Here is a 23321-nt window from a genome sequence, read left to right as displayed (position 1 = left end):
AAAAAGCAATGCTGAAATCCGGCGTTGCTTTTTGAATTAAAGGCAAACTTTAAAATCATTTTCAGTACTTATAATCCGTTTGGCATTAAACGAATCTTCCGGCGTATCCACACTTTTTAAATGATCCGTATGAATTGGTTTGAACTGCTGTGCATTTGATTCTTTCAGAAAGCGTTGCAATGAAAATTGCTGATTATAAAAACAGTTTTTAATCTTCTGTAACGACTCTTTTGAATACCATGCAATCAAAGGTTCGTAAACCGAATCTTTGTCATTGTAAAAAGCGGCAGTAAAACTTTTCTCGTTTATAGTCTGAAGAAAAAAATCCAGGTCTTCGGCATCGATAAACGGATAATCACAGGCTAAGACCAGAAAATCATTTTCCGGAAAAACGGTGTTTGCAGTCAACAGGGCAGCCATCGGGCCGATATTGCTGAATTCGGGCAAATCAATCAATAAAGAATCGGGATTTGAAATACGGCCTGCCTGATTGCTGTTGCAGGAAACAAAAACCTTTTCACAAAAAATTCGCAGCATATCGGAAACATGTTCACGCTGCGGTTTCTTATAATAAACAATTTCGCTTTTATCCGTTCCCATCCGCGTACTTTGCCCCCCGCAAACCACCATTCCATAAAGCCCTTTTCTCATCATTTTTGATAATATTAACTCCGCAAACAGCTTTCGGCAATTAGCAATAATCTCTCCTCAATTTAATATTTAAATCAACTCCTCAACCCCATTTTCCTCAGCCAATCACCAGAAATAACAAACAGTAACTACAAATGACAATACATGACAACACATGACAAATCATTCCAAAAACTGACAAAAAACAACAACCCACAACCCCAAATTACAATCCTTCCATCACCCCAAAAACTCCTTCACAGCAACCGGAAAATTCTTCCCTTCATGTCCCGAACGGCTTAATTTAACCAGCGCAAAACGTTGAAGCGTATGCATTGCAATCCAGTTTTTCAATGAGATTTCGCCGCAGTGATATTCAAATGCTTTTTGCTGAACTTCGGCAGGAACTTCATGCAGTTCGTTCCACGAATCGGCAACATGCGTCAACAAACTGGCATGGATCCCGAAATATTGCTGGACAAGGCCGCATACAAATATTCCGTACCGCTCGATTTCTTCTTCGGTGTAACAAGGTAAAAAAGCAAGTGTTTCCTTATCGGCAAGCGTGAATTTTACCCATTCATTCAGTTTCAGTTTTACGCCGCAACTGTCGAGCTTGTATCTGACAATCATGGGAATGCATTTCAGCGTGCTGACAAAATCGCTTTCAAATCTGAAAAATTCGGGATTGATCTGAACTGTTTTCATTCGTATTTACAAGGTTTTAAGCTTCGGACTGAATAAAAAAATTTCCTGCATGTCTGTTTTTTCCGCGTCGCAGGTTGGACAAGAGTAGTTTTCCGGAAGATCTTCAAATGAAGTTCCGGCAGGAATGTTTCGTAACAAATCGCCGTAATCCGGATCATAAACCGTAAAGCAATGCAGGCATTGATGTACGCGCATGGCATCGGGCAAATTATCCAACGGTTCCGGTTCTGTTTTAAAAGCAGGCATATTTTCGGATAACTGCCTTTTGTTGAACTTCCTGCAAAGTCTTTCAAGCTGTCCGGGCAAATGTATGCGGAAAAGCCCTTTTTCAAACGGAATCTGTACGCGGCTGTTCGGATTGAAATTTTCGGTATAGAACAGATCGTAAACGCTGAATAAGGCAAGCTGCCCGATGGAAAGCAAAGGCCGTTTGCGGATCAGTACCGAACCGAAAACTTCGGATTTGGGGCGTGTCTGAATGGCAAAACAAAGTCCGAACGTGCGCGTGTCATTCTTTTCAAGATAACGTGTCAGGTCTTTTTTCAGGATCATTCCTTCTTCGGTATGATCTTCGGTTTGCCACGCCAGCTCATTGGCCGCATGCCTGACATTCACGTTGTGTTTTCCCAGAATATGGCTCCATTCTTTCCGGTGCTGATCTTCAATGCCTTTAATGATTATTGATTTCCAAGGCGTTGTACATATTTCCCCGATTCTTGTTTTCAGGCACAGATTGCAGATATCCGTCAGCAGATCGACAGAAAAAAGTTCGTCGCGGCGGTACAAGCCAAGCCAGGTTCTGGACTCGTAGCGGTTAAATCCTTCATAATAAGGCAGCGCAAACGACGGCAGTTCCAGTTCCTGCGAAGCACTCAGGGAAATGTAATGGATCTTGCTCCGCACTTCCTGGTAAAAGGATTCATCTTCCGGATTGCTTCCCGATAAAAGACATTCTTCCACCACTTTGGAAACGGCCCCGATTTCATTGGTATAAATCAGATCACGCCATTTGTACAAAATATTATGCTGCTGCGGACGGATATACAAATACCAGAAATGCGGATCGCCGGAAGAAATAAAATTCAGGTTGCCGGTAAAAAACGGCGTAAAACTCTGGTGCGAGTCGGAAATGTTTACTTTTAAAGTGGGTGTATAGTCAAAGCTGTCGAGCACTGTGTGGTATTCATCGGCATGAAGCCACTGGCCCGTACGGAAAACGTCTTCTCCGCAGTAAGAACTGATGATGTTCGGCAGTCGTTCGGCATTTACTTCATATCGGATTTCCAGTTGCTTCAGTACTTTTTCAAAGGCTTTCATGTCTTCATAATGCACGGTCATCAGCATTTGCTGGCGTGCGCCGAAACGTACTTTTGCAACCTGCGCATGCTGTGCGGCTGACAGAATTTTCTTTAAATAGCCGGGAGAAGCAATGCCGCCCGGCAAGTTGATCTTGATATGATAGTAATCGCGCATGACTGTTTTTTTAAGCCTGGACCAAAGCTGCTTCTTTCATCTTTTCAAGGATTTCCTTGACCTCCGGACGGCACGAACCGCAACCCGTACCGGCGCCTGTTTTCTGGCAAAGTGACTGAAAATCATGGCATCCGTTCCTGACGGCAGCTTCCAGATTTCCTTTTCCCACGCTGTTGCACGAGCAGACCAGTTTTCCTTCCACCGGTTCGGCTTTCTGGCTGGAACGCAGCAGCTGCAGGCGCTTTTCGGAAAGCTCGATGCCATTGGAAATCAAATCTTTAAATTCAGTAAATTCGTTTTTATCGCCGATCAGGATCGCGCCTACGAGCTTGTCCTGATGTACAATACATTTTTTGTAATACTTTTTAGATTTATCGAGAAACACGATTTCCTCGTACGCCGGATCACTGGCCGGTGCATCGGTCAGGCCGATGCTGCACAAATGCAGACCTTCCATTTTCAGGATATTCATCGAAGTGCTGCCTTTATACGGCTGTGAAATATCGCCGGCAAGGTAATGTGCAATAACGGATGCCTGCTGTTCTGCGGCAAGGGTTATGCCCCACATTTGTCCGTGCCATTCCGCAATTTCACCTGCCGTAAAAATGTTGGGATCAGACGTTTGCATGTAATCGTTGACAACAATTCCGCGCTTGCATTCAATCCCCGCGGCTGTTGCCAGCTCAATGGCCGGCACCGTTCCGATGGCCATTACGGCAACCTGACAAGCTATTTTCCGTCCCGATTTCAAGCGGATGCCGTCGATTTTTCCAGTTCCTGTAAAAGTGGAAACCTCGTCGTTGAAGTACACATTTACACCGCGTTCATTCAGGTCCTGATAAAGCAGTTCGCTGGCAACCGGATCAAGCTGGCGTTCCATCAATCGTCCGCTCCGCTGGATAACAGAAACTTTTACATTCATTTCGCGGAAAGAAGCAGCCAGTTCCAGACCGAGAATTCCGCCGCCGACGATCACCGCATGGGCATCCGGTTCTTTCAGAAACGGCAGCAGCGAATCCGCATCCAGCCGCGAGCGCATGTTGAAAATTCCGGCCAGATCAGGAACGCCTTTCGGCATAAAGGCACGGCTTCCCATGCCCAGAATCAGTTTGTCGTAATGATGTTCCTCGCCGTTGTTGTCGGTAAGTACCCGGTTTTTACGGTCAATATGGACAATGCTGATACCTTTGTGAACAAGGATGTGATTGGCTTTAAACTGATCTTCGCGCAGCTTCACAAGCTGTTCCCAGGATTGCGCGCCGCTGATGTAGTCGGGCAGGAGCACGCGGTTATAGAACGGGTAAATTTCTTTCGAGAAAACATGGATTTCATCTTCCTGATTCAGCGTGCGGTACGTATTTATAAAGCCCAGCCCGGCAGAACCCGCACCGATGATGATGATTTTTTCAACGGGTTTTTTATAAGGAGCAACTTCAACGGCCGAAAATTTGAAATCCGGTTCTTTCGATTTCGGATCCGCCAACGTGTTTGTCAGGTTATTGGCACGGTTCAGGCTGCTGCCGAGGATTTTTCCCCAGTGCATCGGCAAGAAACACAGTCCCGGCTTTACATCTTCGGTAACCTGCGCTTTTACACGTACTTCGCCGCGCCGTCCAAGCACGGTAACAAGCTGTCCATCCGCAATATTTCTCAACCGGGCATCTTTCGGGTTAATCTGCAGAAAAGGCTGCGGAATATGCTGGTTAAGCTTGGCTACCCGTCCGGTTTTGGTCATCGTATGCCATTGATCGCGTATCCGGCCCGTTGTCAATACAAGCGGAAAGTCAGAATCAACCGGTTCTGAAGTATTTTCATCCGCCACACCAAAAATCCGCGCCCGCTTATCACCCGTAAAAAACCGCCGATCCGCAAACAATCTCTTAGTCCCAGTAGAATCGTAAAATTCAGCACTTTCCAATTCTTCCTTTCCTCCCTCATCCCTTCCTCCCTCATCCTTCCTCCCCCAAAAAGGCCACTGCACACTCCGCCGCTCCCGCAGCAAATCATAGCTGACACCCGAAACATCGATGTTCGTTCCGGCTGTAACTTTTACATATTCATCGTAAACTTCCGAAGGATTGTTATAGTTAAATTCGTTTCCAAATCCCATTTTCTCCGCGAACCGCCAGATAATCTCAGCGTCGGGCAATGCCTCGCCGGGAGCGTCCAGTACTTTGGGTAAATGCGTGATCCTTCTTTCGGCATTGGTCATGGTGCCTTCCTTTTCCAGCCAGGCCGCGGCGGGAAGGACTACGTCGGCAAAGGCAACCGTGTCTGCACGGTTGGAAACGTCCTGCACGACGACGAACCGCGCATTGTTCAGCGCTTTTTCTGTCAAATTCAAATCAGGCATGCTCACGAGCGGATTGGTATTGATAATCCAGATTGCTTTCAGGCGTCCGTCAGCCAGTGCATCGAACATTTCCGTTGCAGTCAGTCCGGGTTTGTCGGCAATTTTCACCGGACTGTTCCAGAACGCTTCCATTTCTTCCCGGTGCGCAGGATTGGTCACTTCACGGTGCGCCGGAAGAATGTTTGCCAATCCGCCCGTTTCGCGTCCGCCCATGGCATTGGGTTGTCCGGTCAATGAAAATGGCCCGTTTCCCGGCTTCCCGATCCGTCCTGTAATCAGATGCAGGTTAATAAGCGAAAGGTTTTTGTTTACCCCAATTACCGATTGGTTAAGCCCCATGGTCCAGAGTGAAAGAAACCCTTTCGACTTCCCGATCCAGTCAGCCGCCAGTTCAATGTCATTTGCATCAATACCGCACAGGGCAGCAGATTCCTCAACCGTTCTTTCAAATACTTTGACCTGAAATGATTCAAACCCATTCGTGTGGTTATCTATGAATTCAGGATCTATGTAATTCTTTTCGATGAGCAAACGGCCGATCGCATTGTTCAGTACGATGTCCGTTCCCGGATTGATCGCAAGGTGCAGATCGGCTGAACGTGCCGTATCCGTCCGCCGCGGATCAGCACAAATGATTTTTACATCCGGGTTTGCCGCTTTATGTGCTTCAATGCGCCGCCATAAAACCGGATGGCACCATGCCGGATTGGCGCCCGTAACATAAAAAACGTCCGCTTCTTCCATGTCGTCATAACAAACCGGAACGCTGTCTTCGCCCAGCGAAAGCTTGTAGCCCACCACTGCCGAGCTCATGCAAAGACGCGAATTGGTATCGATGTTATTGGAGCCGATAAACCCTTTGATCAGCTTGTTGACAAGATAATATTCTTCCGTAAGACATTGTCCGGAAACGTAAAACGCCACCGAATCCGGACCGAACTTTTTGATCAAAGCCTTGAATACCGCCGCGGTCCTTTCCAGCGCCTCATCCCAGCTTGTACGCTGCATCGGCATGGAACGGCTCAGCCGCATCTGCGGAAAAAGCAGCCTGTCCGATTGGTCCATAACCGTGTAATGCAGGTTCATGCCTTTGGAACACAACATGCCTTTGTTCGACGGATGCGTTACGTCACCTTCCAGCGTCAGCCTGCCGTCGTTTTCCTTGTGCACAACGACGCCGCAACCCACACCGCAGTAACAGCACGTCGATTTGAATGAGTTGACAGAAGTTTTCATGGTTATGAATCGGGTTTAAATCAGGCTTTTACCGTTTCCAGCGCAGTTGTCTCGCTGGCGGCCGTTTCTGTGTTTTTATTGAAATTGACCAATGCCACAACGGCGGCAACACAGGCAATGGCGACGCCGATGTATACAAATGCCTGTGAATAGCTGATGGTACTGGATTTGAACAAAAAGCCCGCAAGCACCGCGCCTACATTTCCGCCGGCACCCACAATCCCGCTCACCGATCCGATGGCTTTCGGGTTGATAAAAGGTACAATGGCATACGTAACGCCGTTCGCCATTTTCAGGAACATGGCAAAAGCAAGCATCGTAACAACGGCCACTGCAAGACTGCCGCTTTGGGCAAACAGGGCAATACCGATCCCTTCCAGCGCCAGCAAAAGCGCCAGCAGACGGCCTTTGCCCGCCATACCGAATTTCCTGCCGACTTTATCCGCCACAATCCCGCCGACTGCCCGGGCAAAAAGGTTCATGAAACCGAATGTCCCTGCAAGGATGCCCGCAACTGCAAGCGTGGTGTCAAAGTTTTCAAAAAAGTACAAGGCAGCGATGTTGTCAAAAGTGATTTCGATTCCGAAACAGGCGCCGTAAGCCAGGAAAAGTGCCCATGTTCTCGGATCTTTGGCCGCCTGCGCCAGTGAACCTTTTGTTTTTACAGCTGACGTATTTGTGATGCTGATTTCGTCAAAATTTCCGGCCGGTGTGTCTTTTGTGAACCTGTAATACAAAAACGAAAATACCAGCAGCATCACGCCCGGAACGATCATCGCCAGCCGCCATGCAGATTCAGGAAGGTATCCGGCCCCGACAAATCCTGCGAAGATAAGCGGCATGACCATGTTGGTAACGCCTCCGCCCAGATTGCCCCAGCCGCCCGCAACGGCATTGGCCGTTCCGACGATCTTTTTGTCGAACATCACAGAAGTATGAAACTGGGTAATCACAAAGGAAGCCCCGATGACGCCGATAGCAAGCCGGAACAGTAAAAATCCTTCATACGAATGCACAAGCCCGACTGTCATCACCGGAACGGAACAGATGCCCATTAACGCTGCGTACGTTTTCCGCGGTCCCCACGAATCGCAAAGCTTACCGATCGCAATGCGGGCAACAACCGTAGCGGCTACCGATGCGATCACAATATTGCCGATCTGCTCTTTGGTGAGGCCAAGGTCCGTTTTGATAACCGTCATCAGCGGCGCCAGCCCGAACCAGCCGAAAAAGCAAAGAAAGAACGCCATCCAGGTCAGATGAAAGGTCCGCATCTGAATGCCTCTGAAACTGAAAATGTTTAACTTTTCAAGTGGTTTGTTGCTACTGAACATGTGGAATGTGGTTTGGTTATTGGTGAGATGTGGTATGTAAGATGTGAGATGGATTAATGGATGAAAGGAGGAAGGGAGTAGGGAGGAAGGGAGTTTTTTGGCTGTTGGCTGTTGGCTGTTAGATTTTAGTTTTTATTAAATTTATCGTTTGTCTGGCTTCTGAAAAAAGAATTAATGCGCTCATTCCGGTAAAAGAATACAAAAAACTTCCTCCCTTTCCTCCTTCCTCCTTCCTCCCTCCAAAAAAGCCAGCCGCTAAAAGCCAACAGCTAACTGCTAATAAAACTCCGGCCGGATATTGATCATGACGTAGGCCCAGTTTGCCATTTTCTGAGGGTTACTTACCGATTTTACCTGTGCCAAAGTGTTTGTCGGCAGGAAAGTGCAGTAGCCGCCCTGAAAACTGACGGATTTGGTCAGGTTATAGGTTCCGATGATATCCAGTTCATTTCCGAAATTGCCCGACATTTTCTCGTCATTTGCATTCAGGATGGCCGCTGCGCCGGAAAACTGGTGCAGGTCAGCCTGAATGGAAAGTTTTGCAGAGGCACGGATGCTGGAATGAATGTAAAAGTCGGTAAGTCCGCTTTTCCCGAAGCCGTTGGCTGCATAGAAATAGTCCATCTGCCCCCAGAACTTGTGCGGCGTTCCGTATAAAGGATCGAAACTGTGGTTGTTTTTTGAGCCTGCCGTTGTGCCGGAAGTATAGTCAAATCCGGGTCCGACGGAGAAAAACCGGTTTGCCGTAAAAAGTCCGCGAACCGAATACATGTAAGCGTTCAGGTTTTTTCCGTCACGGTCTTTTCCCGTCTGAAAATAGGCGCTGGCGTTCACATTCCAGCTTTTTCCGATTTTGGTTTCCAGGTATGGTCCTGCTGTAAGCCGTTTCCAGGTTCCTCTTTCCAGTGTTTTTGTTCCCGTTTCTGAAAGTGAATATTTCTGAAAATCATCTTTAAATAGCAGGAAAGAAGCACTGCCGCGTGCCAGTTTTTTGCCCAGATACGCAAACTGCATGGATTTATACATGGTACCGATCCCGTTTGTGCCCGCCGGATAACCATTTGGAACACCGTCGTACAAAGTGCCTGTTTTCAGCTCACGGTTCTGGTTATACGCTGCACCGAGATGTGCCGTAAAGCCGGCGTTGCTGTATTTGAGCAAAACGGCATCGTGTCTGCGTGCCTGTTGCAGCCAGTCAAGGTTTCCGAGCAGGCGGCTGTCGTCATAAAGGAGTTCCTGCCGGCCGATTTTCAGCGTAAAGTCTTTTCCGTTTTTGGTCTGGCTGGTATCCAGCAAACCGATTTCGCCCCAGGCTTCATGCAGCATCAGTCCGTTCAGGGCCGCATTCGTAATCCGGTTATTCGTGGAAGCATCCTGTCCCCACACGCGCACATCCTGGGCGGAAAGGTAAAAACGCATCCGGTAACCTTTGTAACCCACATTCAGCCGCGTTCTCTGGGAAGAAAAAAAGGCTGGTTTTTCACCTTTGGACAACGGTGTGCCCTGACCGTGCAGCAATTCTGTTCGGGTCCGCAATTGTCCGGAAAGACTAAGCTGCGCTTTTACTGCGGCAGAACTGAAAATTCCTGCCATGCAGCAGCAAACAAGGAAAACTGATTTTTTTACTTTCATGAAAGAGGCCGGAATGTTAAAGTAAAGGAGTAATGCGGCTTATGAGGTAATGGCTAAAAAGTATTCAAGGTTGTTAATAACGGTAAATCTGCTCTGTATAAAATATTGTTTTAAAAGCTAAAAGCCAATAGCTAACAGCTAATAGCCAACATACTGCATGGCGTGCAGGTATTCCGTCGTGTAATCCGGATGCAGCGCAACAACTTCGCCCAGGATGATGATGGCCGGCGTACCTATATTATGCTCCTGCGCAAGCCTCGGCATTTCCCAGACCTGTCCGATTACGCTTTTCTGCTCCGGACGCGTTCCGTTCTGGATGATAGCAACAGGCAAATGCCCTCGGCCAAAACGTTTGTATAAACTGCATATTTCCGCCAGTTTGTTCATGCCCATCAAAACCACGACCGTAGCTTTCGACTGAGCGGCAAGTTGCAGATCTTCCGACAGTTCTCCGTTTTGCGTCGTTCCGGTAATTACCCAGAAACTTTCGCTGACGCCTCTTCTTGTAACGGGTATTTCAAGCGATGCCGGAACGGCAATGCAGCTGGAAACGCCGGGTACTACTTCCACTTTCAGGTCATAATCACGCGCATATTCCATTTCCTCATGTCCGCGTCCGAACACAAAGGAATCTCCGCCTTTGAGCCTGACGACATGTCCGCGCTTGCGTGCAAGCCTGACGATCAGACCATTTATTTCCTGTTGTGAAAAAGAGGCATTTCCGGCTTTTTTGCCCACGTACATTTTAAGTGCATGCGCAGGCGCAAAATCAAGCAATGCTGCATTGGCGAGCTCGTCATACAGCACCACATCGGCAGTTTTCAGCGCATTGATTCCTCTCAGGGTAATCAGGTCACCGTTTCCCGGGCCTGCGCCTACAAGTGTAAGTTTTGCTTCCATCACCTAGCTGATTATATGGCTTCTATTGGAAATATGCTAAAAGTAGTAAAAAGTAACTATTGCTATTTCTTGCATCAAAATTATAGCGATTATTCCTAAAAACAATGCTTTTGCCAAAAAATATGTTTTAAAATTAACTTGTAAGCAAATAAAAAATTAGGAATTGCTAAAAACACGTTTTAATTTTGACAGAAGCAAATGAAGGAGAAATAAAGATATTGTTGAAATATTACAATATAAAATAAGTGTTTTTATAAAATTATAGTCATTAATAACTATGAATGTGCAATCAACTATCAGAATCGTAGTCATTGGGAATGGTATGGTAGGCTACAAGTTTTGTGAGAAACTCATGGCCAGAAACAAAAATCAGGATCCGTTTTCAATTACTGTATTTGGTGAAGAACCGCGTGCTGCATACGACAGGGTACATTTAAGTGAATTTTTTGCCGGCAAATCTGCGGATGAACTTACAATGGCGCCCGCAGAATGGTATGCTGAAAACGGAATCAGGCTCTTTTTGTCTGATCCGGTTGTAGATATTGACCGTGAAGAAAAACTGGTCCGATCGCATCACGGGCACATAGTTTATTATGACTATTTAATAATGGCAACCGGCTCCGGCGCTTTTGTGCCGTCCATCCCCGGCGTTGAAAAGGACGGTGTATTCGTTTACAGAACCATCGAGGATCTGGAACTGATCCAATCCTATGCAAGAAAGGCAAAGAGAGGCGCCGTTCTGGGCGGCGGACTGCTCGGCCTCGAAGCGGCAAAAGCATTGCTGGACCTGGGTCTGGAAGAAGCGCATGTCGTGGAATTTGCGCAGAGACTGATGCCGAGGCAAATCGATGAAGCCGGTTCGCGCATGCTGCAAAGCCAGCTGGAAGCGCTGGGTCTGCAGATTCATCTGAACAAAAGCACGCAGGAAATTGCAGGCGGGGAATGTATAAAAGGCATGCAGTTTGCCGACAGTTCCTTTCTGGATGTGGATATGCTCGTTATTTCTGCCGGCATCAGGCCGCGCGACGAACTGGCCAAAATTGCCGGGCTGGAAACGCATCCGAGAGGCGGGATCGTCGTGGACAATTTTCTGAGAACGTCCGATCCGAACATTTTTGCAATCGGCGAATGCGCCCTTGCGCATCATATGATTTACGGGCTTATTGCGCCCGGTTATGAAATGGCGGAAGTTGTGGTAGCGAACCTGTGCGGCGGCTCACGTGAATTTCTGCCGTTTGATATGTCTACCAAACTGAAACTGATCGGAACGGATGTGGCCAGTTTCGGCGATGCATTCATCGAAGAGCCGGCATGCAAAACCATTCGTTACGAGAACAAGGCCAAAGGCGTCTATAAAAGGATTAACGTTTCTGCCGACGGGAAACAGCTGCTTGGCGGGATTCTGGTTGGCGATGCGGAGCAGTATAACATGCTTCTTCAGACGTGTAAAGGCAAAACAATCCTTCCGCCGGACCCGGAAGATCTGATCCTGGGATCGCGGGGCGGGGAAGAAGCCGGTGCAGGCGTCATGAGCTTTCCCGACGATGCATTGATCTGTTCCTGCGAAGCGGTAACCAAAGGAATGATCTGCCATGAAGTTGGTGAAAACGGACATACAACAATAGATGCCATTAAAAAATGCTGCAAGGCCGGAACAGGCTGCGGAGGTTGCGTGCCGATGGTCAAAGATCTGATCCAGGGCGTATTGAAACAAAAAGGCGTTTACATCCGGAATGTGGTTTGCGAACATTTCGATCATTCGCGTCAGGAATTGCTGGACCTTGTGAAGATAAACGGACTGCGTACTTACAACGCCGTACTGAACGAATTTGGAAAAGGCGACGGCTGCGAAGTGTGCAAGCCGCTTGTGGCTTCGATTCTGGCCAGCTTGTGGAATGAAAACATACTCCAGAAAGACCGCGCCCCGATCCAGGATTCCAATGACCGTTATCTGGCCAACATCCAGAAAGGCGGCACTTATTCCGTGGTACCGCGGATTCCCGGCGGCGAAATCACACCCGAAAAACTGATCGTGATTGGACAGGTTGCGCAGCGTTACGGGCTTTATACCAAAATTACGGGCGGGCAGCGCATTGATATGTTCGGCGCACATCTGGGCGATCTGCCCTCGATCTGGGAAGAACTGATTAATGCCGGATTTGAAAGCGGACATGCGTACGGGAAATCATTGAGAACCGTAAAAAGCTGTGTCGGGTCCACATGGTGCCGGTTTGGCGTGCAGGATTCGGTGAGTTTTGCCATTGAAGTGGAAGATCGCTACAAAGGCCTGCGCTCGCCGCACAAGCTGAAATCGGCGGTTTCGGGATGTGTGCGGGAATGTGCCGAGGCGCAAAGCAAGGATTTCGGGATTATCGCCACGGAAAAAGGCTGGAATTTGTACGTATGCGGCAACGGCGGCTCCAAACCGCAGCATGCGCAGCTTATTGCCACTGATGTGGACAAGGAAACCTGCATCCGTCTGATCGACCGCTTTCTGATGTTTTATATTAAAACTGCCGATCCGCTGACCCGTACGGCAACGTGGCTGAACAAAATGGAAGGCGGTATCAACTATCTGAAAGCCGTAGTTGTGGACGACGTGCTGGGGATAGGAGCGGAGCTTGAACGCGAAATCCAGATGCTTATTGATGTATATCAATGCGAATGGAAGGAAGTTGTGGAAAGTCCGGAGCTGCGCAAAAGATTCTCACATTTTGTTAACGTGCCGATCAAAGATCCGTCCATCCAGTTCGAACCGATGCGGTCGCAGAAAAGGGTAAAAGAATGGAGTTAAGCTGAAAGCGGTTGGAGGTGGCGGTTGGAGATGGCGATTAGCTATTAGCGGTTAGCTGTTAGCGATTGGCTGTTAATGGACGGATCTAATTTTTTACCTTCCTCCAATCCTCCTTTCCTCCTTCCTCCTTTCCTCCCAATAACTATCAACCAACAACTACTTATCAAAAAAATAAAATATGAATACAATGACCGAAACCGAAAGCAAAGTGATCTGGCATATGGCCTGCCATGTTGAGGATATTCCCGAAGACGGCGGCGGATGTGCGTTTATTGAAGGAAAGCAGATTGCCATTTTCAATTTCGCAAGACGCGGCGAATGGTTTGCAACGGATAACGAATGTCCGCACCGGCAGCAGATGGCCGTGGCCAGAGGCATGATCGGCAGTCAGGAAGATGAGCCGAAAGTGGCCTGTCCGTTTCACAAAAAGACTTTTTCGTTGCGCAGCGGGCAATGCCTCAATGACGAATCCTACAAAATCAGTACTTTTCCTGTGATGGTAAAAGAAAATCGGGTGTATATTGGATTGTGAAATACAATCCTATGGAACAGGTGGATAAACGCGTAGCCGAAAGTCTTACGCGTTTTTATATTGTAGCACTGCTGGTGGTCGCTTTTCTCACACTGGGCGGTTTGTACCTGATCCGGAAAACGATCCTGAGCCTGAATTACGACAGCCGCATTGTGAACGTGGCGGGCCGCCAGCGTATGCTGAGCCAGCGGCTTACGAAACTGGCCGTGCTCAAAATGGAAAACGTTGCGCACAGTGATTCAGCAGATTTCGATTCTTTGCTCCGGGTATGGAAGACGAGCCATGAACAGCTCGCAAGCCGCAAACTGCCGGTTGAAAAAAACGTGACAATCTGGAAAAGCAGTGCACTGGACGAAATGTTTGTCAACCTTAAACCTGTTTTTGATGGAATTCATCAGGGTTTTACAGTCATCGGAAAAAAAGACGCGGATAGCGAGGCAAAGCAAAAGGCCCTGAAATTTATTCTGGAAAATGAACCCGTTTTTCTTTCCCGAATGGATGAGATCGTTTTTCAGTTTGACAAGGAAAGTTTTGCAAGACTTCAGAATCTGGAAAAAATAGAATGGATCCTGGATATCATGACCATCATTGTGCTGCTTGCGGAAGGTTTGCTGATTTTCAGGCCGGTTGTTAATACGACAAGAAGGGCGATCAGGATGGTCAGGAATTCGGAACAGGCTTTGCTGAAATCGAACAGCGAACTGGAAAAGATCAATGCGGAACTAATTAAGGCGCAGAAAGAAATTATCCGCATCGAAGAGGAAAAGTACGAACTGCAGCTTGCGGAAGACCGAATCCGGTCGGCTTCGTTGATCGAAGGCCAGGAAGAAGAAAGAAAACGCTTTGCCCGGGAATTGCATGACGGCATCGGGCAGATGCTGACGGGACTGAAACTGCATGCCGAAAAACTCGGCCAGAACCGATTTGCAGATGAAAAGCAGCAGCAGCGCTTTGAACAGCTTGTGAAACTCATTCAGGAAACAATCCAGACTACACGCCGGATTTCCTACAACCTGATGCCTTCCGTTCTGGAAGATTTCGGACTGAAAGCGGCATTGAACCTTTTGTGCGAGCAAACGCGCGAATCTTCGGGAATAAACGTGACATTTGAAGGCAACAAAGAGAAGGCCGAACTGAGCCAGGCCATGACGATCGGCTTGTACCGGATTGCGCAGGAAGCAGTCAACAATGCCGTTAAGCATGCAAGCCCGGATCACATTCTGGTGAAACTTAAGCAGGAAAAATACCATGTCACGCTGGAAATCCAGGATGATGGCAAAGGTTTTTTGATTGATGATCTGAAAACCCGCCGGGCCTCATTTCTGGACAACAACGGAATTGAAAACATCAGGACCCGTACCGAACTGATGAACGGGGAACTCAGAATCGAATCCAGGCCGAACGGCGGAACAAGGCTGGAAATAAACATTGACATTTAAAAGAAATCAGGATGCCGATCAGGATATTAGTTGTGGATGACCATTCCGTTGTGCGCCAGGGCGTTATTTCATTGCTGGAAGATGAAGAAGATATAGTCATTGCCGGCGAAGCCGCCGACGGCGACGAAGTGGCTGCTGCGATCGAAACCTGCGGTCCGGACGTGATTTTGCTGGATCTGACCATGCCGCGCATGTCCGGCCTGGACGTAATCCGGCTCGTAACGGCCGATTATCCGAACGTGCGTATACTGGTTTTCAGCATGCATCACAATCCCGACTACATACTGGCTTCCGTTCAGAATGGCGCTGCGGGATATTTGCTGAAAGACACAAGCCGTGATGAAATCCTGAAAGCAGTGCGCAGCATTGCACAGGGCGAACTGTACTTTCCGCCGGCGGCATCATCCGTTATCATCAAGAATCTGCTCAAACAGATTTTCCGCCAGCCACAGCCGGAACCTGAAACCGGAGAATCGGCGGAGTCTTCGGTCTGGAACATCATCACGCCCCGTGAGCAGCAGGTTCTGAAATGCCTTACCGCAGGCATGAGCAGCAAGGAAATCGCGGAACATCTGCAGATAAGCTCCAATACTGTTGCCAACCAGAGGGCGAGCATCATGAAAAAAGCGAATGTAAAAAATACCGCCGAACTGATTTCCATGGCATTAAAGTAAGCTGCCCTCCGGCATTTTACTGTTTCTGCCTTTCATTTTGTCCGGATAATCGCCAACCGGAGCCGGAAACAGGGTTAAGTATTTTCAGGGCATCACCATTTTAATTAACAAAGCCTTATCCGGCTGGTTGAAAACCTGTCTTGTAAAATAAATTTTCTATCTGTGTGAATTTTAACGAAGTAATACGATTATTAGATTAAAATAAACTTGTAAATTACTTCGATTAAATCCGTAGAGGGAAAATAATATTTTTAAAGATGTTCCGAAAGCAGAACTGTTATTCTGTCCTTTTTACTGCACTGTTGCAGATCATTTCTCTTTTTGCCTATCCGCAAACCAAGCCGATACATTTCAGGCAGATCTCAACCGAAAACGGGCTTTCTGACAACTATACAAATTGTGTTTTCCAGGACAGAAGAGGCTTTATCTGGATTGGTACCCGCGGCGGGCTCAACAGGTATGACGGCAACGAGTTTAAAATCTTCAGAAACAATGAAAAAAATGCGGCAAGCATCAGCCATGATCTGATTACCAGTCTGGCAGAAGACAAAAACGGGAATATATGGATTGCGACAGGCGGTGGCGGACTGAATTTGTTGGATCGGAACAAAAATGTTTTTTACGCCTACAAACATGCAGCAAAGGATGTAAACAGCATTTCTGATAATTACATTGTCAGTATGGCCCTTGACAAAGACGGGCTGTTATGGCTGGCTACGCCCGGCGGGCTGGATGTATTTGATCCGGTACGCCGCATGGCAGTCAAACATTTCAGGCATAATGCTTCGGATCCCAACAGCATCAGCAGCAACAATATCATGACCGTTTACTGTGACCGGCAAAACAATATCTGGGCCGGAACAACTTCCGGTTTGAACCTGCTGGACCGAAGAAACAATCAGTTCAGAAAATTTATTCACAGCCGCAGACAGGCTTCCATTTCCGGAAATGATATAAGGTGCATTTTTCAGGATAGTCATAACAGGATCTGGATCGGAACCTACGGCGAAGGACTGAACCTTTATCAGCCTGCTGACGGAACTTTCCGGAATTTCACAAACGATAACTCCGGAGCCGGTTCTGTTTCCCGTTTTAATGTGACCAGCCTTAATGAAGTAAAAGGAAACCTTTACATAGGTACAGAAAACAGCGGACTCCATGTTCTGGACACAAGGCACTGGACTTTTACTTCTTTTGTCCATGACGATATTGATAAAAGCAGCATTGCAGGCAATTCCGTAGATTTCATATACAAGGACCGGCAGAGCAATTTATGGTTCGGTTTATACAGTGCCGGCATCAGTGTATACAACAGCCGCAACAATTTCGAACATTACCAGCACAGCGCTGCTTCCGGCAGCCTTTCCCACAATTTTGTGCATAGCTTCGCAGCGGATATTTACAATAATATCTGGATCGGGACGGATGGAGGCGGATTGAATCTTTTTGACCGGAAAACGGGGAAATTCACCACATTCAGGTATAAGAAAAACAGACAGGAAATCAGCGGTGACTACATCATGGCTCTGGCAAATGACAGCGAAAACAAGCTGTGGATCGGAACCTGGGGTGACGGCGTAAGCATACTGGATCCGGCTACAAGGAAATTTACAACGATCAGACACATTCCCGGTAAACCGAACAGTTTGAAAAGCGACATCATCTATGCGATTACCCTGACGCCTGACAGGAAAATATGGCTCAGCACCTATGAAGAGGGAATGGACGTGTATGATCCTGCAACCGGCCGTTTCAAACATTATGAGCATATTCCCGGAAACCCGGAAAGCCTCTGCAACAACACGGTCAACTGTTTTCTTGTCGACCGTCACGGCCGGCTGTGGATTGGCACCGAGGATGGCAGCCTGACTTTGTTTGACAAGTCTTCTGACACGTTTGTGACCAAACGGATTTCCGATAATGAACAGCTGAAAGATAATCCGGTTTTCAGTATGATGGAAGATACGGACGGGATATTCTGGATTTGCACGCAAAAAGGCCTGATCCGTTATGATCCGAAAACAGCTGCTTACCGAAAGTACACGACAGAAGATGGATTGATCCATAATGTAACGCAGGCTGTTGTTCAGGACAATTCCGGCATGCTTTGGATCAGTACGCTCGGCGGCATTTCAAAGTTCGATCCGCAGCTTCGGACTTTCCGGAACTTTTCGGCTGAACATGGTCTGCAGGCCAATGAATTCAAACAAAAATCAGGTTTCAGGGATAATGAAGGCAATATTTACTTCGGCGGGGTAAATGGTTTCAACAAATTTGATCCCCGGCAGGTCACGCTGTATGAAGATCATTATCCGGTTGTTCTAACCGGTTTCAGGATTTTTAACAAAAAGGTAAATGCAGACGGCCGGAACGGATCGCCTTTGAAACAGGAAATTTCAGAAACAGACTCAATCCTGCTTGCGTATGATCAGTCTTTTATCTCCTTTGAATATGCTGCGCTGGATTACACTTCGTCAAGAAAAAACTACGCCTATTTTCTGGAAGGATTTGACAAGGACTGGAACTTCGTAGGGCGCAATAACGACGCGGTGTACACCAATCTGCCGCCGGGCAGCTATGTGTTCCGGGTAAAAGCACAGAATATGGCAGGCAGCTGGACTGCCGCAAGCAATCATCTTGTAATCATCATTTCACCCCCGTTCTGGTCCACATGGTGGTTCCGCACGGCAGCCATCCTGCTGGCAGCTGCTTTGGCTTATGCATTGTACAGGTTCAGGGTCAATTCCATTATCAGACAAAAGGCCGAGTTGGAAGAACTTGTCAGACAGCGGACAAGAGTAGTCCGGCAACAGGCAGAAGAACTGCATACGCAGTCGGATCATCTGCAGACGCTGAACAATGAACTGCTTGCACAATCGGAAGAGTTACAGGCTCAGACGGAGGAAATTATGGTTCAGCGCGAACAGGAGCAGGCGGCCAGAGAAGAGGCGGAACGCGCCAATCAGGCAAAAAGCATTTTTCTGGCAACCATGAGCCATGAAATAAGAACGCCGATGAACGGCGTAATCGGTATGACTGCCTTACTGTCGGAAACCGAACTGACCCAGGAACAGAAAGAATACACAAAAACCATTGCGGCCTGCGGAGAAACGCTTGTCAATGTAATCAACGATATTCTCGATTTTTCCAAGATCGAATCGGGTAAAATTGATCTGGAAGAGCATGAGTTTGAACTGCGGCTGGCGGTAGAGGAAATTATGGATCTTTTCGCCCTTCAGGCTTCCAGAAAAAACATTGATCTCGTTTATCAGATTGAAGCCGATCTGCCGGATTTTCTCATTGGTGACAGTTCCAGGCTGAAGCAGGTCCTGACAAACCTGATCAACAATGCCCTTAAGTTTACTGCAAAAGGAGAGGTGTTCGTCCATGTTTTCAAGTCGTCGGAACCGGAAAACGGGACAATAGAAGTGGGTTTCAAGGTGAAAGATACGGGTATTGGTATCCGGGAAGATAAAATTTCGAACCTCTTCAAAGCTTTCTCACAGCTTGATTCTTCCATAAACCGGAATTTCGGCGGCACCGGGCTTGGGCTGGTTATCTGTGAACGCCTGATCAAACTGATGAACGGGAACATCCGGGTGGAAAGTTCGCCCGGAAGCGGCAGTACATTCCATTTTACCATCCGGGCTAAAATATCTGAAAAAACGTCCGAAAAGTGTATGGAAGTCATGGATGAAGAAATGATCAGAGGAAAGAGGATCCTGATTGTTGACGATAACCATACCAACCTGCTGATCCTGAAAAACTATCTGGAACAATGGAACTTCATACCGGTACTGGCTTCATCCGTTCAGCAGGCACTTGCCATCTTGGCGGATGACAAGCAGATTGAACTGGTCATTACAGATATGGAAATGCCCGATGAAGACGGGGTTGTACTGGCGCAGGCTGTCAAGGACGGAAAGAACCCGCTGCCCGTTTTTCTGCTGAGTTCCGCCGGAGACGATTCCCGCATCAGGTTTTCTGATTTGTTTGCAGGGATTTTGACAAAGCCTGTAAAAAAAGCCAGCTTGTTCAAGGGCATTTATGCAATTCTGACAAGCCGGAAAAACACGGCGCCGTTGCCTGCACCGGACACAAAAGTCCTTCATGAAGCCTTTGCTTCCGAGTATCCGTTGAAAATCCTGGTTGCAGAAGATAATGCCATGAACCAGAAACTGATCAGGAATATTCTGAAACGGATGGGTTATGAAATCGTGATTGCAGAAAACGGTGTTGCCGTTCTGGAAAAACTCCTGGCCGGTTCATATGATGTGATACTGATGGACGTTCAAATGCCCGAGATGGACGGTCTGGAAGCCACAACGGTGATCCGGGAAAAGTACGGGCAGGTACCTTACATTATTGCATTGACGGCCAATGCCATGCAGGAAGACAGAAACCATTGCCTGAGCATCGGCATGGACGATTACATCTCCAAACCAATACGGCTGGAAGTAATAAAGACAGCACTGGCAAAGGCTTTCCGGAACATTCGGCATTATACAGCCAGCAATTGAGATAACCGGATTGAAACATACCCTTTACTTACAAAATCCACTTTTATGATCAATGTGCGCACAGTAGTTAACAAGCCGGATCAGCAGGCGTCATTGCTTACGGTATCTCCCCGGAAGTTTTTCAGGGTACTTGTACTGATTTCGGTGGGGTTTACGGTCGTCAGCTATTCATGGCGTATGCTGGGCATTTACGGTCTGGTAAATTCATCGAAACTAGCCCGCGTCATGACAAAGTTTGATGTGAATCTGGAAAATACTTTCCCCAGTTTTTATGCTACGCTTATTTTGCTTTTATCCTCATTTCTGCTGGCTTGTATTGCGTGGGCTGCAAGTGTTCAAAAAGGGGAATACATACTGCACTGGAAATGGTTGTCTGCCATTTTCCTTTTTCTGGCAACGGACGAAATGCTTGCATTGCACGACTCCCTTACCGACTATATGCGGCGGGTTTTCCATGCCGGCGGCTTTCTTTTTTATGCCTGGGTAATACCTTATGCCTTTTTCGTGGTTTTTGTCGGCTTGATGTACATCCGGTTTTTGGCGCATCTTCCGGTCAGAATCCGTCATCTTTTTCTGCTTTCCGGCGCACTGTACGTGGGCGGTGCACTGGGCCTTGAAATGGTTGTGGGCTTTCTGATGACCTCACGTATTTCGATGGATTCGCTTATTTTACTGGCCGCACTGGAAGAGCATACTGAAGAGCTGCTTGAAATGCTGGGCATTGCCCTTTTTATTTACACTTTGCTGTTATACATCAGAATGAAGTTCGGAAATCTGGTGGTACAATTGTCGGATGACTGAAACAGCCTGCAACACCTTCCAGGGTTTTGAGGCCAGGCCTTGATCCGGTTTCAGAATAAACAAAGAAGCCTTCCAAGCAAATGCTCGGAAGGCTTTCCTGTAATACCGATATCCAAAAAAATTAATTTACTACATATACTTTGATCACCTCCGTTGCTGCTGCCGATTGGATTTTCAGCATATAAATACCTTCCGCTAGTGACAGATTCGAGATATCTATTTCTGCTTTTGAACCCGCAGTGCTTTGTTTCGGTGCATCGATTTTGTACGATCTTCCGGTCTGGTTGATCAGCTCAAGCGTAACATCTTTGGTATGCTGTCCCGAGAATTCAACTGTAAACGACTTCTGAACCGGGTTCGGATAGACCGTGGATTTTTTCAGCTCAACTTTCGTTTCCGGATTGAAAATTTCCACCTCCTGACTGATCCTTGCACCAGCCGTTGCCGTCTGCGGCACTACTTCGATAGCCGAGATTTTAGGCAAATTCGCCGATCCGCTGGTGAAGTTGATATTCAGAACACCATCTCTTACAGTCACTGCAAAAGTTTCCAGTACCGGACGTACAGCGCCGCCTGCTTTGGCGTAGATGTCATAGTTGGTCAGCTTGCGGCTGCCTTCGATGTCTACGTTGAACATGCGCTTGCCTGTACCGCCTGCTACTTTTCCGGGAGCTCCGAACCAGGTTTCTGCAAAGTGCAGTACTACGTTCATGGTTCCGTTTGTAACCGGGATGCTGTAATTGAAAGCAGCCGAAGAACGTTCCGAACGGTACAGTTCATCATTTGTCGTATTCAGGATATCCACCGTATTGGCAAGCGTCGTTGTACCATTGGTGCCTCCAAAATATCTGTCAGCGCTAAACTGGCGTCCGTCAGCCGTTGTAAAGGCAGTGGTTGCACCTGCATTGATGCGGATAGCCGCAGCAGTCGTTGCATTGCCTACGGTCACCGTCACGGTTTCCTCGTCAGACAGGGCCGGAGAGCCGTTGTCGGTCACTTTCACCGTCAAGGTAAAGGTGCCTGCGGCAGCCGGGGTCCAGCTGAATACGCCGGTCGAGGCGTTGATCGCAGCCCCTGATGGCGCATTGACCAAAGCGAACGTTTTGCTTTGTCCCTGATCTGGGTCGGTGGCCGAGGCCGTAAAGCTCAATGGCTGTCCTACGGTAGCCGTTTTGCTGCCGATCACTGCCAGCACGGGTGCCGCGTTGGCCTGCGGCGTCTGCGGCAGCACTTCGATGGCCGAGATCTTGGGCATGTTGGCCGAGCCGGAGGTAAAGTTGATGTTCAGTATGCCGTCGGTCACTGTGACTGCAAAGGTTTCCAGCACCGGGCGCACCGCGCCGCCTGCCCTGGCGTAGATGTCATAGTTGGTCAGCTTGCGGCTGCCTTCAATGTCCACATTGAACATGCGCTTGCCGGTACCGCCGGCTACCTTGCCGGGCGCGCCGAAGTAGGTCTCCGCAAAGTGCAGCACCACGCTGATCGTGCCGCTGGTCACCGGGATGCTGTAACTGATCGTGGCCGCAGAGCGCTCGGAGCGGTAAAGCACATCGTCTGTCGTGTTTAAGATATCCACGGTAGAAGCCAGGGTGCCTGTTCCGCCGGTCACATTGCCGTAGTACTGGTCGGCGCTGAACTGGCGTCCGTCCACGGTGGTGTAAGCCGCCGTCGAGCCTGTATTGATGCGGATGGCCGCCGGGCCCACAGGCGCATTGCCTACGGTCACGGTGATGGTTTCCTCGTCAGACAGGGCCGGAGAGCCGTTGTCGGTCACTTTCACCGTCAAGGTAAAGGTGCCTGCGGCAGCCGGTGTCCAGCTGAACACGCCGGTCGAGGCGTTGATCGCAGCCCCTGACGGCGCATTGACCAAAGCGAACGTCCTGCTTTGTCCCTGATCTGGGTCGGTGGCCGAGGCCGTAAAGCTCAATGGCTGCCCCGCAGTTGCCGTTTTGCTGCCGATCACTGCCAGCACGGGAGCCGCGTTAAGCTGCGGCAGCACTTCGATGGCCGAGATCTTGGGCATGTTGGCCGATCCGGAGGTCAGGTTGATGTTCAGTATGCCGTCGGTGACGGTCACCGCAAAGCTTTCCAGCACCGGGCGCACCGCGCCGCCTGCCCTGGCGTAGATGTCATAGTTGGTCAGCTTGCGGCTGCCTTCAATGTCCACATTGAACATGCGCTTGCCGGTACCGCCGGCTACCTTGCCGGGCGCGCCGAAGTAGGTCTCCGCAAAGTGCAGCACCACGTTCATCGTGCCGCTGCTCACCGGGATGCTGTAACTGATCGTGGCCGCAG

14 protein-coding genes are annotated in these 23321 nt (G+C 48.4%); 6 read left to right on the top strand and 8 right to left on the bottom strand.

All coding sequences use genetic code 11. The features are described 5' to 3' along the window. Nucleotides 1–36: 36 nt before the first annotated feature. The 7 genes from mobA to cobA form a co-directional block, all read right to left on the bottom strand. The gene (gene mobA / locus FEM33_RS10540) at nucleotides 37–654 is read right to left on the bottom strand and encodes a molybdenum cofactor guanylyltransferase (protein ID WP_139012027.1); all 618 of its coding nucleotides are present in this window, start codon (nucleotides 652–654) and stop codon (nucleotides 37–39) included. 216 nt (nucleotides 655–870) lie between these two features. After that, entirely contained in the window at nucleotides 871–1338 is a 468-nt protein-coding gene (locus FEM33_RS10535; RefSeq protein ID WP_139012026.1) for a nitrate reductase associated protein, read from the bottom strand. Nucleotides 1339–1344: 6 nt separating this feature from the next. Next, a complete protein-coding gene (locus FEM33_RS10530) occupies nucleotides 1345–2811 on the bottom strand; it encodes a rubredoxin (protein WP_139012025.1) in 1467 nt (488 codons plus the stop codon). A gap of 10 nt (nucleotides 2812–2821) precedes the next feature. Then, nucleotides 2822–6400 (bottom strand): nitrate reductase, encoded by a 3579-nt coding sequence (locus tag FEM33_RS10525; RefSeq protein WP_139012024.1) that lies wholly within the window; start codon nucleotides 6398–6400, stop codon nucleotides 2822–2824. 20 nt (nucleotides 6401–6420) lie between these two features. Then, on the bottom strand, nucleotides 6421–7734 hold the full coding sequence (locus FEM33_RS10520) for a NarK family nitrate/nitrite MFS transporter (protein ID WP_139012023.1): 1314 nt from the start codon (nucleotides 7732–7734) through the stop codon (nucleotides 6421–6423). Nucleotides 7735–8010: 276 nt separating this feature from the next. Continuing rightward, on the bottom strand, nucleotides 8011–9366 hold the full coding sequence (locus FEM33_RS10515; protein WP_139012022.1) for an alginate export family protein: 1356 nt from the start codon (nucleotides 9364–9366) through the stop codon (nucleotides 8011–8013). Between the two features lie 138 nt (nucleotides 9367–9504). Further along, the gene (cobA, locus tag FEM33_RS10510) at nucleotides 9505–10266 is read right to left on the bottom strand and encodes a uroporphyrinogen-III C-methyltransferase (RefSeq protein ID WP_139012021.1); all 762 of its coding nucleotides are present in this window, start codon (nucleotides 10264–10266) and stop codon (nucleotides 9505–9507) included. Between the two features lie 277 nt (nucleotides 10267–10543). On the opposite strand from cobA, the gene nirB reads away from it, so the two are divergent. From nirB to FEM33_RS10480, 6 genes are all read left to right on the top strand, one after another. Next, nucleotides 10544–13060 (top strand): nitrite reductase large subunit NirB, encoded by a 2517-nt coding sequence (nirB, locus tag FEM33_RS10505; RefSeq protein ID WP_139012020.1) that lies wholly within the window; start codon nucleotides 10544–10546, stop codon nucleotides 13058–13060. Nucleotides 13061–13238: 178 nt separating this feature from the next. Then, on the top strand, nucleotides 13239–13592 hold the full coding sequence (gene nirD, locus FEM33_RS10500; protein WP_138282543.1) for a nitrite reductase small subunit NirD: 354 nt from the start codon (nucleotides 13239–13241) through the stop codon (nucleotides 13590–13592). Next, complete coding sequence (locus FEM33_RS10495; RefSeq protein WP_310588821.1) at nucleotides 13589–15031, top strand: ATP-binding protein; 1443 nt, start codon at nucleotides 13589–13591, stop codon at nucleotides 15029–15031. The genes nirD and FEM33_RS10495 overlap by 4 nt, the downstream gene beginning before the upstream one ends. An 11-nt stretch (nucleotides 15032–15042) precedes the next feature. Beyond that, complete coding sequence (locus tag FEM33_RS10490) at nucleotides 15043–15705, top strand: response regulator transcription factor (protein WP_139012019.1); 663 nt, start codon at nucleotides 15043–15045, stop codon at nucleotides 15703–15705. A 257-nt stretch (nucleotides 15706–15962) separates the two neighbouring features. Then, complete coding sequence (locus FEM33_RS10485; protein WP_139012018.1) at nucleotides 15963–20225, top strand: hybrid sensor histidine kinase/response regulator; 4263 nt, start codon at nucleotides 15963–15965, stop codon at nucleotides 20223–20225. Nucleotides 20226–20270: 45 nt separating this feature from the next. After that, nucleotides 20271–21026, top strand: coding sequence for a DUF8692 domain-containing protein (locus FEM33_RS10480; protein WP_229214190.1), 756 nt, complete (start codon nucleotides 20271–20273; stop codon nucleotides 21024–21026). Nucleotides 21027–21147: 121 nt separating this feature from the next. Here FEM33_RS10480 and FEM33_RS10475 read toward each other — a convergent pair. Continuing rightward, on the bottom strand, nucleotides 21148–23321 hold a 2174-nt coding region (locus tag FEM33_RS10475), incomplete at its 5' end, for a malectin domain-containing carbohydrate-binding protein (RefSeq protein WP_139012016.1).

Source organism: Dyadobacter flavalbus (assembly GCF_006149045.1).
Taxonomy (GTDB): Bacteria; Bacteroidota; Bacteroidia; order Cytophagales; family Spirosomataceae; genus Dyadobacter; species Dyadobacter flavalbus.
Note: the sequence above shows the minus strand (reverse complement) of the source record. Positions and strands in the feature narration are given on the sequence as shown.

Excerpts from the sequence above, each read along its gene's own strand:
- mobA (WP_139012027.1), bottom strand. The coding sequence starts at position 654 with ATGATGAGAAAAGGGCTTTATGGAATGGTGGTTTGCGGGGGGCAAAGT.
- FEM33_RS10535 (WP_139012026.1), bottom strand. The coding sequence starts at position 1,338 with ATGAAAACAGTTCAGATCAATCCCGAATTTTTCAGATTTGAAAGCGAT.
- FEM33_RS10530 (WP_139012025.1), bottom strand. The coding sequence starts at position 2,811 with ATGCGCGATTACTATCATATCAAGATCAACTTGCCGGGCGGCATTGCT.
- FEM33_RS10525 (WP_139012024.1), bottom strand. The coding sequence starts at position 6,400 with ATGAAAACTTCTGTCAACTCATTCAAATCGACGTGCTGTTACTGCGGT.
- FEM33_RS10520 (WP_139012023.1), bottom strand. The coding sequence starts at position 7,734 with ATGTTCAGTAGCAACAAACCACTTGAAAAGTTAAACATTTTCAGTTTC.
- FEM33_RS10515 (WP_139012022.1), bottom strand. The coding sequence starts at position 9,366 with ATGAAAGTAAAAAAATCAGTTTTCCTTGTTTGCTGCTGCATGGCAGGA.
- cobA (WP_139012021.1), bottom strand. The coding sequence starts at position 10,266 with ATGGAAGCAAAACTTACACTTGTAGGCGCAGGCCCGGGAAACGGTGAC.
- nirB (WP_139012020.1), top strand. The coding sequence starts at position 10,544 with ATGAATGTGCAATCAACTATCAGAATCGTAGTCATTGGGAATGGTATG.
- nirD (WP_138282543.1), top strand. The coding sequence starts at position 13,239 with ATGAATACAATGACCGAAACCGAAAGCAAAGTGATCTGGCATATGGCC.
- FEM33_RS10490 (WP_139012019.1), top strand. The coding sequence starts at position 15,043 with ATGCCGATCAGGATATTAGTTGTGGATGACCATTCCGTTGTGCGCCAG.
- FEM33_RS10485 (WP_139012018.1), top strand. The coding sequence starts at position 15,963 with ATGTTCCGAAAGCAGAACTGTTATTCTGTCCTTTTTACTGCACTGTTG.
- FEM33_RS10480 (WP_229214190.1), top strand. The coding sequence starts at position 20,271 with ATGATCAATGTGCGCACAGTAGTTAACAAGCCGGATCAGCAGGCGTCA.